Consider the following 15,337-nt stretch of genomic DNA (forward strand, 5'->3'; position numbering starts at 1 on the left):
CTTCTAAATTATGTTTCAGAATTAAGCCTGAAAACCTTGCTTCAAAACTAGGCTTCAAAACTATCCTGATGTTTCACCAAATCGGCTTTGTTGATGGCAAATACACCTAAACCACCGCGTTCAAATTCCAGCCATTCTAAGGGCAAATCCGGATACAGCTCTTGTAGCGCGATCATACTGTTACCTACTTCACAAATCAGCCAGCCACCGTCATTTAAATGCTCAGCTGCTTCAGATAAAATACGGCGTGTCAGCTCTAAACCATCATGGCCTGAAGCTAAACCTAATTCCGGTTCATGATGGTACTCATCCGGCAAATCAGCCATGTCTTCAGCATCCACATAAGGCGGGTTGGTGACTATTAAGTCGTAAGTCTGGCCTTTAATCGCATTGTAGCCATCAGACAACATAGGAAACACCTGATGCTCCAGCTCATGTTGCTCAATATTAAAGATGGCCACATCTAAAGCCTCTTCGCTGATATCCAAAGCATCCACTTCAGCATCAGGAAATTGTTTGGCGCAGGCAATAGCAATACAACCAGACCCAGTGCATAAATCTAAAATACGTGTGGGTTGTTGTGCCTGAAACCAGGGCTGGAAGCCTTTGGTGATCAATTCGCCTATAGGAGAACGTGGTACTAACACCCGCTCATCCACATAAAAACTCAAACCACAGAAAAAGGCTTGCTGAGTTAAATAGGCTGCCGGAATACGTTGTTCCACACGCTGCAACAACAAATCACAAAAAACCCGGGCTTCAGAGCGGGTCACGCGCAGTGGCAACAGGTTTTCTGTGATGCGTGCCATATCCAGACTATGGGCCAATAATAAAGCCGCTTCATCCCATGGATTGTCGGTGCCGTGGCCAAAATAGATATGGGCTTTATTAAACTGACTGACAGACCAGCGTAACCAGTCATGGATAGAATGCAGCTCGCGGATGGCTTCGTCTATAATTTCCGCAGTCAGATGGCTGCTTTGGTGCTCTGTCATTGTGTTTTACTCGTTTGATTGGTTAGACTTCGGGCATGCGAAAAAAAACACCAGTTTTAGATCTTCTTTCTGAAGAAAAAAAGAACACTTCTTCATCTCCCGATCTTCCTGATGAAGAAAAGCAGCTGTTCCGTGACTCGGTGACAGGCGCACGCCCCTTGCAGCAGGACAAGATACCTTTTGCCCGCCAACCCGGCAAGGTCAGAATGGCCGCCACTTTAACAAATAGCAGTCCAGATAGCCATTTGTTTTACTTTTCAGACCAGTACGAAGGTTTTTTAAGTGACGGTTCTACGCTAGCTTTTGTTCAGACGGGTGACGACCCCACCTTAGCCCGGCAATTAAAACGGGGCGAATTTCGCCCTGCAGTGGTATTGGATTTACATGGCTTAACCCAACTCCAAGCCAAAACAGAACTGGCGGGGTTATTGGCCTATTGCGAGCAACAGCATTTTAACTGTGCTTGTGTGGTGCATGGCAAAGGTCTAGGTATTCTGGCCAAAAGAGTACCTAACTGGCTGGTACAGCATCCAAATGTGAGGGCTTTTCATACGGCCCCAACAGAATGGGGCCGGGATGGTGCTTTATTGGTGTTGCTCAGGACACCGACTTAATCAGATGGATCATGCCTGGACAGGCATATTCCAATAACATGCCCCTGTGCTGATGGTAATCAATACAAGCCATACCCGCAGTATCAAAAATCGGCGTCTGACCACTGCGGGTAAAAGCTTCGACTAAAAAGCTGACCAGCGGCATATGCGATACCAACAAAATTTTCGCCTGTGGGTTTTCGGCATACAGCATGTCAAGAAAGTCGACCACTAACTGAGCATTGCCTTCAGGAACCAGATCTGTATTGAGTTCAACAGCTTGGCTTAACAAGCCTTTTTGCACTAAAACTGCGGCGGTTTGCACAGTCCTGCGATAAGGGCTGGAGAAAATCCGGTCAAATGCACTATAGTGGTGATGCAGCCACTCTGCCATTTCACTGACTTCGGCCTGACCTGCTGCTGTTAATTGTCGTTCACTGTCGCTCAAGTACTGCGGTTCAGCTTCACCGTGCCGCATAATAACCAAATTAACCATTGTTGCTACCAGTTACAACTTCGCGACGCTCGCGAAAAGAGTGCGCTATGATAATGAAAGTTAATGCCGACAGTAACTGCTAATAAAGCATAAAATTGCGTTACTATATTCCTAATCGCTATGAAGAACCCTTGCCTTCCATATTTTCAGGGTTCCCGTCACGAGGCATAAGTTGAAAAAAAACCAGTTAATGCAAAGCCCTAACGATAAACGTCAGTATTTAGCGCTGACTTTACCCAACGATTTGCCGGTGCTGTTAGTGCATCAACAAGACGCAGAAAAAAGTGCTGCGGCTCTGACTGTGAATGTCGGACATTTTGACGATCCGGCCGAACGACAAGGTTTGGCACACTTTTTGGAGCATATGCTATTTTTAGGCACTGAAAAATATCCGGACGCCGGTGAGTACCAACATTTTATCAATCATCATGGTGGCAGTCACAATGCCTGGACGGGCACTGAACACAGCAGCTTTTTCTTTGATATAGACACAGACTACTTCGAACAGGCTTTGGACAGGTTTGCCGATATGTTTCGTGCGCCGTTGTTTCACGCCGATTATATAGAAAAAGAGCGTCAGGCCATTGAAGCTGAGTTTTCACTCAAACTCAAAGACGACAGCAGAAGAATTTATCAGGTTCACAAAGAGACTGTTAATCCTGCCCACCCTTTTGCCAAATTTTCAGTCGGTAATTTACTGACCTTATGCGATACACCAGAACAAAGCCTGCAACAGGCCGTGCAGCAGTTTTTTAAAAACCAGTACGGCACCCGCCGTATGAGCTTGTGTCTGGTCTCGCCTTTGCCCTTGCAACAACTGGAACAGCTGGTTCATCAGTATTTTGATGCTTTACCCAATGAAGTTTGTGCCAAAGCCGCTTTGTCGCAGCCTTTGTATCTGGCAGAACATCAGGCCCTGCAACTGGATATAGCACCCCACAAATTCAGCCAGCGGCTGGTCGCCAGCTTTGCCTTGCCAGATATCCAGCCCTGGTACAAATACAAGCTGATCTCTTTTTTGGCGCATTTGTTAGGTGATGAAGGTCCTGGCTCTTTACTGGCATTTATCAAAGACAATGGCTGGGTCAATCAGTTAAGTGCAGGCGGCGGTATAGATGGCAGCAACTATAAAGATTTCACGCTGTCGTTTGAGCTGACAGAACAAGGTGTATTTGCTAAAGAACAGATTATTGAAGCTTTGTTTGGTCAGTTGCAATTACTGCGTCAGTCGCCCTTCCCGCAGCATTTGTTTCTGGAACGCCAGCGTTTAGTGCAGTGGAGCTATTTATACCAGGAGCCCAGCACCGCCTTGCAAGGGGCCTGTGATTTATCCGTCAATATGCAGCATTATCCGGTGGATGATTATGTCTATGGTGACTACCGTATGGACTTGCCGCCTGAAGCTTTGTACCGCGAACTGCTGGGGCATTTCAGACCAGACAATATGAGGGTGATGTTTATTGCCCCGGACATCAAAGCCAACCGGGAAGCGCGCTGGTATCAGACGCCTTATAGTGTGCAGCCTCTGCAGCAAAGCCAGCTAAGCCACTATTTACAGGCTAAAGTGCCAGCAAGCAGCCATCTGCCACAAAGTAATCCTTATCTGGTGACAGAGCTGAACTTATTGGCTGACGCCGCTCATATGACCAAGCCGGTGCTAGTGGCGAAAGAAAGCGGCTTTAAATTATGGTTTAAAGCCGATACTGACTTTAAAACACCCAAAGGTCATATTTTTGTGCAGCTGAATTTACCCAACTGCATTGGTTCTGTGACTCAAATGGCCAGCAGCCGTTTATGGCTGGAGTTGTTTCAGGATCAGATCAACGAAAGCTTTTATGCTGCAACCACTGCAGGTCTGACCTACCATTTGCATGTGCAGCATAACGGCATCAGTTTGCACAGCAGCGGCTTAGCAGGGAACCAGATTAAATTGGTGGCGGATCTGTTAGCTCAGATGGCCTTTTGTCAGTTTGATGAACAACGTTTTGATGAAATCAAACGCCAGTTAATCCGGCACTGGCAAAATCACAGCAAAAATAAACCTGTCTCGAAGTTATTCAGCCAGTTATCGTCTTTGTTGCAACCTTTGAACCCGGATATTGATCAACTGGCGGCGGCTTTACAACAACAAAGCTTCAGCGCTTTTATCGCGTTTCACCAGCAATTGCTGAAACAAGTTCATCTGGAAGCTTTTATGCTGGGCAACTGGCGTAAAGTGGACGCTGAACAGTTAAGTCAGGCGTTAAAAGGTTGGTTGTCTGAACAACAGCAAGGGGAAGCTTTGCCTCGTCAGCGCTACAACACCCAGGGCATAGGGCCTGTGTGGGTCAAGGTGCCTGTTGAACACAGTGATCAGGCGCTGGTGATTTATTTGCCGTCACGGCAAAAGCGGCCTGTGGACATGGCGCTTTTTATGTTGGCCAATCATTTACTCTCTCCGGAATACTTCCATGTGCTGCGCACAGAGCAGCAGTTGGGTTATCTGGTGGGTACAGGTTATGTGCCAATGAACCTGCTACCTGGTATAGCTTTTTATATCCAAAGCCCTGCGGCTTCATGCGCTGATTTATACCAGGCCACTTTGGCCTTTTATAAAAACTTTTTGTCTGAACTCGAAGAGTTGGATGAAGATGAATTTGTGCAGATGAAACAAGGTCTGGCCACCCAAATAAAAGAGCGCGACAGCAGCTTAGGTTCCAGAGCAAAACGGCTGTGGCTGGCTATAGGGCAAGGTGATCATCAGTTTGATTTAAATGAGCAGATTGAACTGGCGCTGGAGCAACTCAGCCTGACCGATTTTATCGCGTTTTTTTACCAGTTACTGGCAGCGGATTACGATGCCATTTTCCTTGCTACAGGAGATAAGCCGGCTCACAGTCATTTAACTGAGCAAAACCCATTCAACTTGTTAGAGAAATTGCCTTTATTGTCGGAATGGCTTTGACAGTGCGGACAACATTCGTTAACGTGAATTGATATCCATTAAAAAAGTCTGACTGTGCGCCTTACTCCTGTTTTATTGCTGCCATTAAGCCTTGTTATGACTGCACCTTTGCCTGTGTTTGCCGCAGGTTGGGAGCAGTTGCAACCTTATGTGCTGACAGTCATCTGTGCCCTTTCTGTTGTTGCATTAACGCTGGCTCATCTGAGCATAGTGCGGATGCGGCGTTACCAGTCCAAACTGGAACAAAGTGAAGAACGTTTACGCTTGTCTTTATGGGGCAGCGGTGATGAGTTATGGGACTGGGATATGCAGGAAGGTCAGCTGTATCGCTCCAGCTCCTGGCATCAACCTTTGGAAAAACCGGGCGACAGTCAGCAATTCCCTCCCAATCGCTCAGAGATCCATCCACAGGATGTAGAGCGGGTTACCAGTTCACTGCAACAACATATGCATGGCATGACCCCCATTTTTGAAGCCAGCTACCGCATTAAAGCCGCCAACGGCCAATGGGTTTGGGTTTTAGACCGTGGCAAAGTAGTGCAATTAAATGAACAAGGTCAGGCGATACGGATGACCGGCACCTTAAAAAACATTCAGCAATTAAAAGAAACCGAAGAGCGCTTAAGCCTGTTTGCCCGTTGCCTGGATAATATCTCCGACGCTGTGATGGTCTGTGACACTAATTTTGCGTTATTGGAAGTCAACCCTGCTTTTGTCAGCATGACAGGCAAAAGCCGTGAATCGGTGTTGCACAGCGTATTTGAACTTTGTCTCTACCCTGCCCGGTTTTTACATGAAATCCGTCAGGCGTTGTTGGAGCAAGGCTATTGGGCCGGAGAAATTGAAGATAAACGCCATAACGGCGAATTATTTCAGGCTGAGCTGAGTTTTGATGTGATTAAAGATGAGCTGGGTCAGGTGCAGCAATTTGTTGGTGTGGTGTCTGATATCAGCGAGCGGAAAAAACGCGAAGCCGAATTAAATCGTTTAGCGGACACCGACACCTTAACAGGCTTACCCAACAGAGCTCGTTTTTCCAGCCACTTAACTCAACTGGTACGTGAACAGGTAGAACATGCACTTTTGGTGTTCGATTTAGACAACTTCAAAAAAATTAACGACTCTCTTGGCCATGAACTTGGCGATACCTTGTTGTGCAAACTGTCAGAGCGGTTAAGTCACTTTACTCGTTTTAAAGCCAAGTTATACCGCTTAGGCGGCGATGAGTTTGCAGTTCTGCTGGAGAACACCAATGATATTCACAGCATTACCAGTCTGGCCAAAGATTTATTAAAACAAATTAACCTGCCCTTTTTTATCGAGCAGCATGAACTGGCGATCACCAGCAGTATTGGCATAGTGTTGTATCCGGAAGATGGCCACGACCCTCAGGCGCTGCTGAGAAACGCAGATACCGCCATGTATCATGCCAAACACGAAGGCGCCAACCGTTACTTGTTTTTTAATGACTCGATGAACAAACTGGCGGTCAAACGACTGCAAGTAGAAAACCTGATCCGTCACGGCTTAAAAGAAGATTATTTCACCGTGTTTTATCAGCCAAAAATGGACATAGTCACTGGTCAACTGGTGGGTATGGAAGCTTTGGTACGTTTTATTACCCCGAAAAAAGGCTTAATCAGCCCTGCCTCTTTTATTCCGGTGGCAGAAGAAACAGGTCAAATTCTTGAAATTGGTGAAGTGGTTTTGCAAAAAACCTGCGAAGACGTCAAGCGCTGGATAGATATGGGCTTGTTTCATGGCCGTGTCGCCGTAAACTTGTCAGCCAAGCAGTTTATGCTGCCGTTTTTATGCGAGCAAATAGACGACATTCTGCAGCGCTCTGAACTGCCCTCTTACCATCTGGAGCTGGAAATCACTGAAGGCACGGTGATGCAATCACCAACTCTGGCGATAGATACCATGAAAAAACTGCGCGCCCGCGGTATTCATCTGGCGATGGATGACTTTGGCACCGGCTATTCGTCTTTGGCTTATTTAAAACAGTTTCCGCTGAATACCTTAAAAATAGATAAAGCCTTTATCGACGATATGAATACGGCTCGTGGCCGCAATATGGTGGACACTATAGTCACCATAGCGCACAACCTGAACCTGACGGTAGTAGCGGAAGGGGTAGAGCAAGCTGAGCAGTTACAGCAGCTAAAGCAGCTGCGCTGTGAGATTATTCAGGGGTATTTCTATAGCAAGCCGTTGTCAGCCCACGATTTTGGTTTGTTCTTAAAGCAACAGAAACAGCAAAAGCCAAAACTGACTGCAGTTACTGGTTAAAAAGGTCTTGGAGCTTTAGCCAGAAAGCATCCATACCACAAAACAAAAAAGGGTTAGTCCAGATCCAATACCAGGTACTGGATCTGAGCTAACCCTTTCTTCAGAGTATTACTTTTTAATCTGCGTCGTTATCTACAAAGGAGAAGTCTTCCCCACCATCTGCAATACGCTTCTTACCGAACACGGTATGAAATTTGCGTTTTTCCTGCAAACGTTGTTTGTACTTTATCCAGACCTTTTCATACTGACTGGCTGCTTCCTGCTCGCCTTTGCAAACAGCGATAAAACGTTGCTCTTCTTCATTGACTGGCTGGCGTGAGCCTGCTTCCAGTTCCTGCATGGCGTTGCCATGTTTTTCCAGCAGATTACCCTCTGCCAGAGTAAAGCGCCCGGACCTGGTGAATCCCTTAGGGAAATTCTGGTCATCGAAAAAGCGACGGTTAGCGACAAAACTTTGCTGCATCACTTTTTTCCTCTAATTTTGTTGTCTCTACAGCTATCCGAATCAAACTGTGCGCAGTATGGTAAACAAAATCAGACTCGTCAAACAAAAATTTTGCTTTGTCAAAAGAAATGATTTTACTTTGTCGCAGAAGCGGCATTTTGCTCAGAAAATAAACGCAACTGTTTGACGAATAACCGTTTTAACCAGGCAAAACTGCAAATTTTGATACCTGGAGCATAGCGGAAAGGATCGGCTTAAAAGAAATTAGAAAAGCGGCCAAAGGCACGGCGTAAGGTGAGTCTTTTGTGGTTATGAAACAAAGGCAGTACCAGAGGTCCCAAACACAAAGCGGCCAGAGCCCAGCGTTTGGCCGCCATACCGGCACGCAAAGCCGCAATATAAATACTGACACTGCTCAGACAAAAAAGGCTCAGGACAAAGACCACGTTATACTCCCCTTTAGTACTCCCGACTCAAAAACGGCCGCAGTATACCAGCCTGTTTGACGACTGACTGATAAAAATGCAGCAAAATACGCCGAAATTTTGGTCACGCCTGAAAAAAGACAAAAAAACCGGCGCGCACCACAGATGCAGCGCCGGTAAATTTCAATTTAAAACTTCGGACTTGCTGGCAGCAAAGACAAAATAAAGGCGTACTCATCCGCGACTTCAATCAAACGTGAGAAACGCCCGGATTTGCCGCCATGACCCGCTTCCATAGTGGTACGGAACAATAAAGGCTGTTGATCCGTTTTGATGGTACGCAGCTTAGCAACCCATTTAGCCGGCTCAAAATACTGCACCTGGGAGTCATGCAAACCTGTAGTCACCAGCATAGCCGGATAAGCCTGCTTTTTTAGCTGATCATAAGGGGAGTAAGACAACATGTAGTCGTAATAGGCTTTTTGTTTTGGATTGCCCCACTCATCAAACTCATTGGTGGTCAGCGGAATAGACTCATCCAGCATAGTAGTGACTACATCCACAAAAGGTACATGGGCGACCAGACCACGGTATTTTTCCGGCGCCATATTGGCAATAGCGCCCATTAATAAACCACCTGCACTGCCCCCCATAGCAAAGACTTTATCTTTAGCTGCATACTTTTCAGTGACCAGATAATCGGTGACATCAATAAAGTCAGTAAAGGTATTGACCTTTTTCAATAATTTGCCGTTTTCATACCAGGCACGGCCCATTTCCTGACCACCGCGAATATGAGCAATAGCGTAGACAAAACCCCGGTCAACCAAAGAGATCACTGTGCTGCGAAAGGATGGCGCGCTGGAGATGCCATAAGAGCCATAAGCGTACTGATACAAAGGTGCTGTGCCATCTTTTTTCAGGCCCTTTTTATACAACAGACTCACCGGAATTTTAGTGCCATCCTGAGCAGTCGCCCAGACGCGTTCTGTCTGATAATTGTTTTTATCAAAACCACCTAAAACTTCCTGCTCTTTCAACAAACGTTTTTCGCCTGTTTTCATATGCATTTCGTACACAGACGACGGAGTGGTCAAGGAGGTATAACGGTAACGAAGCCACTGACTATTTTGTTCTGGATTGTTATCTGTTTTTGCCACATAAGCGGCCTCATCGGATTCGACGTACTGTGCTTTACTTAAATCAGACCATGGCATCAAACGCACTCTGTCCAGGCCATTGCTACGCTCGTTAATCACCAGATAGTCGGTAAATAACTGAAATGAATCAATAAACACATCAGGGTTATGGGCCAGCAACGGCTGCCAGCGGCTGCGATCACCTATCTGGTCATCTTTCACTGTCATCAGTCGGTAGTTAGGCGCATCCCAGTCGGTCATGATCACCCAACGGTTATCTATATGCTCAACTTCGTATTTAAAATCGCGCTGACGTGGTGCTATGGATGTAAATTTGCCAGACTTATCATCACTTTTCAGCACCAGCATCTCATTCGACACAGTGCTTCCCAGCCAAACGACTACGTACTGATCATCGGCTGTGTTACCAACCCCCATATAAAAACTGCTGTCTTTTTCTTCATACAACAATTCATCTTTTGTCACATCCTGACCCAGGGTATGGCGGCGCACTTTGGTGCCTAATAAAGTTTGCGGGTCTTTTTCAATATAAAACAGCTGACTGTTATCAGCCGACCAGGCCAGAGACGCTTCAGCCCCTGTAATAACAGTGGGTAAGTCTTTGCCTGTGCGCAGATCACGAACTTTGAGGTTGTAATTACGACGGCCCGTGGTGTCTTCTGCATAAGCCAGTAACTGCTGATTAGGGCTGACCTGATAGTTGCTTATCTGATAGAAATCTTTACCCTGCGCCATGCTGTTCACATCCAGCATCACTTGCTCAGTGCCACCTGCTTTGGGTTTACGGGCATAAATAGGATACTCTTTGCCTTGCTCAAAGCGGGTGTAATAGGAATAGTCCCCTTTGATGGCAGGGACAGTGCTGTCATCCTGTTTCACCCGGCCAATAATTTCATCCGCCAGGGTTTTATTCAGTGTTTTGTAGTGATCGGCATACTGCTGGTAATACTGGTTTTCGGCATTCAGGTAAGCCAAAACTTCGGGAGCCTCTCTTTTATCATCCCTTAACCAATAATAAGGGTCTTGCCTGTCGCCATGTTCTGATTTAACCATATAGGGTTTGGTTGGCGCGACTGGGGCTGTTGACGGCATAGCGGCCATCAGTTGGATACTGGTAAGCATGGCAACTCCATAACCAAGAATACGGACCGGATTGGGCATCATTCTCTCTCTTTTTTGTGCTTAAAGTTTAGTGATTAAAAACAACAAAACGTTAACACAGCAGCTGTTTTACAGCCAGAACAGCTGCAGATAATGCGACGAATAAGATGTAACAAAACAAAACGGCGCTAAGACACCAGGCAAAAGAAACAAAAAAGGCAGCTATCGGACAGATAGCAGCCTTTTTTCAGAGCAAAATATGGCTTAATAGAAAGTAGAGTTCTGTTCTGCTTTTTCAAGTAACAGTTTGCTTGGGGCAAAACGTGCGCCAAAACGGCTCTCAAAGCTACGCAGATGCGCAACTAAGGTAGCGGCACCCATCTGATCGATATAACGGAACGGGCCTCCTAAGAACGGCGGGAAGCCGATACCGAAGATGGCGCCTATATCACCATCACGGGCGCTGCTGATAATGCCTTCTTCTAAGCAGCGCACGGCTTCGTTCAGCATTTGCACCACACAGCGCAGAGCTATTTGATCGCCGCTGAGCTTAGATACAGGGTTTAAACCCAATACGCTATAGACTGAGGCATCGACCTGTTTTTTACCTTTGGCTTTAGCGCCATACAGGTAAAAACCTTTTTCCGTTTTGCGACCTTTACGACCATCGGCCAATAAACGGTCAAAGGCAGCCGGTGCGGTAAAACGTTCACCCAGCTCCTTCAGCAGAATTGGGGAGATTTTTGCGCCTACGTCTATGCCCACTTCATCCAGCAAGGTAATAGGACCCACAGGGAAACCAAATTTCACCAAGGCCTTATCCAGCGCTTCAACAGGTTCGCCTTCGAGCAGCAGATTAGCCGCTTCGTTCATATACAGCGCCAGAATACGGTTCACGTAAAATCCTGCGCCATCTTTGACTACGATCGGCGTTTTACCTTGCTTGCGGGCAAAGGCTACAGTAGTCGCAATGGTTTCAGCCGAGGTTTTGTCATGCGCTATCACTTCAACCAAAGGCATTTTATCCACAGGAGAGAAGTAATGCAGACCAATGACATTTTCAGGGCGAGCCGCTTTGGCCGCGATCTGACCTATAGGCAATGAACTGGTGTTGCTGGCAAACACAGTATGCTCTGAACAGTTAGCTTCGATATCTGCCACCATCTGCTGTTTTAAGTTTAAATCTTCAAATACAGCTTCAACCACTAAATCCACATCATGGAAACCGCTGTAATCCGTCGTGCCTGTTAGCAAGGACATTTGTTTTTGCACTTCAGTCTTAGTGACAAAACGTTTACGCAGTTTTTTCTCCAGCAGGCTGTAGCTGTATTTCATTGCGTTAGAAATACCTTGCTGGCTGATATCTTTAATCCTTACCGGCACACCCGCTTTAGTCGCTGTGACGTTAGCGATACCACCGCCCATCAAACCACCACCTAAAATAGCGGCTTTGTGCACTTTACGTGGCACAACATCCCCTGCACCCGTCTCTTTTTTCATCTGAGTGGTGGCGAAAAATAATGAACGCAGAGCTTTCGACTCATTGGTCATGCAGAGCTCGCCAAAAGCTTTGGCTTCCACATCCAGACCTTTATTAAAACCACCGTCTACACCGGCTTTAATCGCCTTAAGGATTTTAAGCGGGGCCGGGTAATTGCCATGAGTTTTAGCTAAAGTTTGTTTTTCTGCCTGATTAAATACAATAGCGCGGCCAAAAGGTGTTTTTTCCAGCACTTTACCGACAAAGTTCAGTTTGACGTCACGATCAGCTGGTTTGCCTTTAAGTGCCAGTTGTACTGCGGCTTCGAGCAGAATACTTTTTGGCACTACCGCATCCACTAAACCAATTTTTTTCGCCTGAGCAGCACGCAGCTGCTTGCCGGTTAAAATCATATCCAGGGCTTTTTGAATACCAACCAGACGAGGCAAACGCTGAGTACCACCGCTGCCAGGCAATAAGCCGAGCTGCACTTCAGGCAAACCCAAGACAGTTTTATTGTCGCTAGTCGCAACACGGGCATGACAAGCCAAAGCAAGCTCTAAACCACCACCTAAACAAGGGCCATGAATAGCAGCCACTAAAGGAATAGATAAAGCTTCAAGCTGGTTAAATACCAGTTGGCCCATACGGCCAATGTCTTCGGCTTGCTGCGCTGTAGTGCAGCCATCCAGCATAGAAATATCAGCACCAGCGATAAAGGAATCCGGTTTGCCACTGATAATGACTAAACCTTTGATATCTTTATTGTTCTTTATTTCGCTGAGCAAAGATTTAATTTCATCAGCAAAAGCAGCCTTGAGCACATTCATGCTCTCGCCTGCGACATCCATGCTGATCACACCAATTTGATCAGGGCGAATACTTAAACTAAAAGTTGATTTTGTATCGAGAGTCGGCTGGCTCATTATTCAGTCTCCACTATCATGGCAGCGCCTAAACCACCGGCAGCACAAGCTGTGGTTAAACCAATACCACCACCACGGCGTTTTAATTCATTTAAAGTCTGGGTAATTAAACGGGTGCCTGTTGCAGCAAAAGGATGGCCGTAGGCCAACGAGCCGCCTATGACGTTAAATTTCGCCATATCAATTTCACCTATGGCTTCAGCGCGGCCCAGCTTTTCTTCAGCAAATTTCTTACTGCCAAACATTTTCATATTGGCCAGCGCCTGAGCAGCAAAAGCTTCGTGCATTTCAATCAGAGTTAAGTCAGACAGTTTCAGACCAGCACGGTCCAAAGCAATAGGTGTCGCATAAGACGGGCCCATCAGCATATCTTCCCAGACATCAATAGCAGCAAAAGCATAGCTGCGGATATAACCCAACACTTCGTACCCCATGGCTTTAGCGCGGCTTTCGGTCATCATCAGTACAGCTGAAGCGCCATCAGTTAAAGGCGTGCTGGTGGCTGCTGTAACAGTGCCAAACTGCCGGTCAAATACAGGTTTTAACTTGCTGTACGACTCCAGTTTGGAATCCATACGAATATTGTTGTCGATTTCAAGGAAGGTTTTGTACGGCTCAATATGAGCGGCCATCACTTCATCTTTTAACAAACCATCTTTCCAGGCCTGCGCCGCTAAGCTGTGTGAACGGTGCGCCATTGCATCCTGATCAGCACGGCTGATGCCATGGGTTTTGGCCATTTGTTCAGCAGTGTCGCCCATCGACAAACCTGTAGTGTATTCAGCCACTGCTGGAGGCACTGGTAATAAATCTTTTAAACCTAAGCGGCGGAAAATCGCCAGCTTCTGACCAAAAGTTTTGGCTTTGTTTAAATCCACCAAAGCACGGCCTAATTTTTTGCTGACGCCAATAGGTAACACAGAGCTTGAGTCTGCACCACCAGCGATAGCGATTTCGGTGACACCTGCCATCATACTTTCAGCCACACTCACCACAGACTGGAAGCTGGTAGCACAAGCACGGGTGACGCTGAAGGCATCTGTATGCACATTCATGCCAGTGCCTAATACGATTTCACGGGCAATGTTTGGTGCTTCCGGCATTTGTACAACTTGACCAAAAACCAGTTGATCTATTAACTTGGGCGACAATTCGCTACGGATCAACAATTCGTTGACCACCAGCTTGCCCAATTCCAGCGCTGAGACGCCATGGAATTCGGTCGCTTGTTTAGCAAATGGAGTACGCAGACCACGCACTATGGCGATACGGTCTCCCTGACGTGTGGTAAGTTGTAGTGGCGCAGCCATGGACAATCCTCTTAGTGTGACTCGTGACAGGTCTGACCTGTAGGTGGTTTTGATTGTAACCAGAGATTAGTCAAATTAAAACACTTGTTTTAAAACGTCTTGAACCTTATATAAAAGCAAGTGGTCTTAGCCTAGCTTTTTTTTGAGCTAACTGCTTGGAAAATAAACAACAATAGCTGACGACAATAACTTAAAAACAGTAGTGAGTATTATGGTAAAGGCATTCTCCGCTTTAAAAGACTATCTGGACAGTCAGGTCTTGGGTCAGCATGCGCTGACAGAAGGTATTTTGTTGGCTTTATTGGCCAATGGTCATTTGCTGGTGGAAGGCCCACCTGGTTTGGCCAAAACCAGAGCAGTGAATGCTTTGGCCCACGGGGTAGAAGGTCGTTTTCACCGCATTCAGTTTACGCCGGATTTATTACCAGCCGATTTAACAGGCACAGATATTTACCGTCCTGAAACCGGGCAATTTGAATTTCAGGCTGGCCCTTTGTTTCACCATATTATTCTGGCTGACGAAATTAACCGCGCACCAGCGAAGGTACAGTCGGCTTTATTAGAAGCTATGGCGGAAAAACAAATTACCGTAGGCCGCAAAACCTATGCCCTGCCAGAGCTGTTTTTAGTGATGGCAACCCAAAACCCGCTGGAACAGGAAGGAACCTATCCTTTACCTGAAGCCCAGCTGGACCGTTTTTTATTGCACCTCAAAGTGGATTATCCGGATGCAGCTACGGAACTGGCTATATTACGTTTAACCCGGGGTGAAGCTTTATCTCATGAAAAAGCCAAACTAAGCCCTATCAGCCAGGCCGATATTTTTGCCGCCCGCCAGGATATTTTAAAACTGCATATGGCCGAAAGCCTGGAAAACTACATAGTGCAGTTGGTGATGGCGACTCGCAATGCCGCAGCTTACAGCGAGCAACTGGCAAAATGGATAGCTTATGGCGCCAGCCCACGCGCCAGTATTGCACTGGAACGTTGTGCCCGGGCTAAAGCCTGGTTAGAAGGTCGTGACTTTGTTACGCCGGATGATATTCAGGCGGTGTTTTTTAACGTGTTACGTCATCGACTGATCTTAACTTACGATGCCGAAGCTCAGGGCTTAAGCACAGATGATGTGCTCAGAGAGATTCTAAAACTGGTTCCTGTTGCCTGATGTGC

11 protein-coding genes are annotated in these 15,337 nt (G+C 46.6%); 4 read left to right on the plus strand and 7 right to left on the minus strand.

Annotated features, from left to right (window positions below; translation table 11 throughout):
• Positions 1 to 47: 47 nt before the first annotated feature.
• Entirely contained in the window at positions 48 to 995 is a 948-nt protein-coding gene (prmB, locus tag J2W69_RS12020; RefSeq protein WP_310278693.1) for a 50S ribosomal protein L3 N(5)-glutamine methyltransferase, read from the minus strand.
• 35 nt (positions 996 to 1,030) lie between these two features.
• On the opposite strand from prmB, the gene smrB reads away from it, so the two are divergent.
• Positions 1,031 to 1,609 (plus strand): endonuclease SmrB, encoded by a 579-nt coding sequence (gene smrB, locus J2W69_RS12025; protein WP_310278697.1) that lies wholly within the window; start codon positions 1,031 to 1,033, stop codon positions 1,607 to 1,609.
• Here smrB and sixA read toward each other — a convergent pair.
• Complete coding sequence (gene sixA, locus J2W69_RS12030; protein WP_310278700.1) at positions 1,593 to 2,084, minus strand: phosphohistidine phosphatase SixA; 492 nt, start codon at positions 2,082 to 2,084, stop codon at positions 1,593 to 1,595. The two genes, smrB and sixA, sit on opposite strands and share 17 nt — an antisense overlap.
• A gap of 172 nt (positions 2,085 to 2,256) precedes the next feature.
• On the opposite strand from sixA, the gene J2W69_RS12035 reads away from it, so the two are divergent.
• Positions 2,257 to 5,028, plus strand: coding sequence for an insulinase family protein (locus J2W69_RS12035; protein ID WP_310278703.1), 2,772 nt, complete (start codon positions 2,257 to 2,259; stop codon positions 5,026 to 5,028).
• Between the two features lie 96 nt (positions 5,029 to 5,124).
• Positions 5,125 to 7,320 carry a putative bifunctional diguanylate cyclase/phosphodiesterase gene (locus J2W69_RS12040; protein WP_310278706.1) on the plus strand — a complete coding sequence of 732 codons (2,196 nt, stop codon included), beginning with the start codon at positions 5,125 to 5,127 and terminating at the stop codon, positions 7,318 to 7,320.
• A gap of 115 nt (positions 7,321 to 7,435) precedes the next feature.
• Here J2W69_RS12040 and J2W69_RS12045 read toward each other — a convergent pair whose 3' ends face one another.
• The 5 genes from J2W69_RS12045 to fadI all read right to left on the minus strand — a co-directional run bounded on the left by J2W69_RS12045 (position 7,436) and on the right by fadI (position 14,167).
• Positions 7,436 to 7,783, minus strand: a complete 348-nt coding sequence (locus J2W69_RS12045) for a MaoP family protein (protein ID WP_008897853.1) — start codon at positions 7,781 to 7,783, stop codon at positions 7,436 to 7,438.
• 236 nt (positions 7,784 to 8,019) lie between these two features.
• Positions 8,020 to 8,211 carry a hypothetical protein gene (locus tag J2W69_RS12050; RefSeq protein WP_008897854.1) on the minus strand — a complete coding sequence of 64 codons (192 nt, stop codon included), beginning with the start codon at positions 8,209 to 8,211 and terminating at the stop codon, positions 8,020 to 8,022.
• Between the two features lie 167 nt (positions 8,212 to 8,378).
• The gene (locus tag J2W69_RS12055) at positions 8,379 to 10,472 is read right to left on the minus strand and encodes a S9 family peptidase (protein ID WP_310278711.1); all 2,094 of its coding nucleotides are present in this window, start codon (positions 10,470 to 10,472) and stop codon (positions 8,379 to 8,381) included.
• 243 nt (positions 10,473 to 10,715) lie between these two features.
• On the minus strand, positions 10,716 to 12,857 hold the full coding sequence (fadJ, locus tag J2W69_RS12060; protein ID WP_310278714.1) for a fatty acid oxidation complex subunit alpha FadJ: 2,142 nt from the start codon (positions 12,855 to 12,857) through the stop codon (positions 10,716 to 10,718).
• Positions 12,857 to 14,167 carry an acetyl-CoA C-acyltransferase FadI gene (gene fadI / locus J2W69_RS12065; RefSeq protein WP_008897857.1) on the minus strand — a complete coding sequence of 437 codons (1,311 nt, stop codon included), beginning with the start codon at positions 14,165 to 14,167 and terminating at the stop codon, positions 12,857 to 12,859. The genes fadJ and fadI overlap by 1 nt, the downstream gene beginning before the upstream one ends.
• A 211-nt stretch (positions 14,168 to 14,378) precedes the next feature.
• Here fadI and J2W69_RS12070 point away from each other — a divergent pair, with 211 nt between their 5' ends.
• Positions 14,379 to 15,332: an AAA family ATPase gene (locus tag J2W69_RS12070; protein ID WP_310278717.1), complete on the plus strand. Its 954-nt coding sequence runs from the start codon at positions 14,379 to 14,381 to the stop codon at positions 15,330 to 15,332.
• Positions 15,333 to 15,337: the final 5 nt, after the last annotated feature.

Origin of the sequence: Rheinheimera soli (assembly GCF_031457405.1) — a bacterium.
Lineage (GTDB): Bacteria > Pseudomonadota > Gammaproteobacteria > Enterobacterales > Alteromonadaceae > Pararheinheimera > Pararheinheimera soli_A.

What these genes read in the sequence shown, in the direction of transcription:
- sixA (WP_310278700.1), bottom strand. Translation starts at nt 2,084, where the DNA reads ATGGTTAATTTGGTTATTATGCGGCACGGTGAAGCTGAACCGCAGTAC.
- J2W69_RS12070 (WP_310278717.1), top strand. Translation starts at nt 14,379, where the DNA reads ATGGTAAAGGCATTCTCCGCTTTAAAAGACTATCTGGACAGTCAGGTC.
- fadI (WP_008897857.1), bottom strand. Translation starts at nt 14,167, where the DNA reads ATGGCTGCGCCACTACAACTTACCACACGTCAGGGAGACCGTATCGCC.
- smrB (WP_310278697.1), top strand. Translation starts at nt 1,031, where the DNA reads ATGCGAAAAAAAACACCAGTTTTAGATCTTCTTTCTGAAGAAAAAAAG.
- J2W69_RS12045 (WP_008897853.1), bottom strand. Translation starts at nt 7,783, where the DNA reads ATGCAGCAAAGTTTTGTCGCTAACCGTCGCTTTTTCGATGACCAGAAT.
- J2W69_RS12055 (WP_310278711.1), bottom strand. Translation starts at nt 10,472, where the DNA reads ATGCTTACCAGTATCCAACTGATGGCCGCTATGCCGTCAACAGCCCCA.
- J2W69_RS12040 (WP_310278706.1), top strand. Translation starts at nt 5,125, where the DNA reads ATGACTGCACCTTTGCCTGTGTTTGCCGCAGGTTGGGAGCAGTTGCAA.
- fadJ (WP_310278714.1), bottom strand. Translation starts at nt 12,857, where the DNA reads ATGAGCCAGCCGACTCTCGATACAAAATCAACTTTTAGTTTAAGTATT.
- prmB (WP_310278693.1), bottom strand. Translation starts at nt 995, where the DNA reads ATGACAGAGCACCAAAGCAGCCATCTGACTGCGGAAATTATAGACGAA.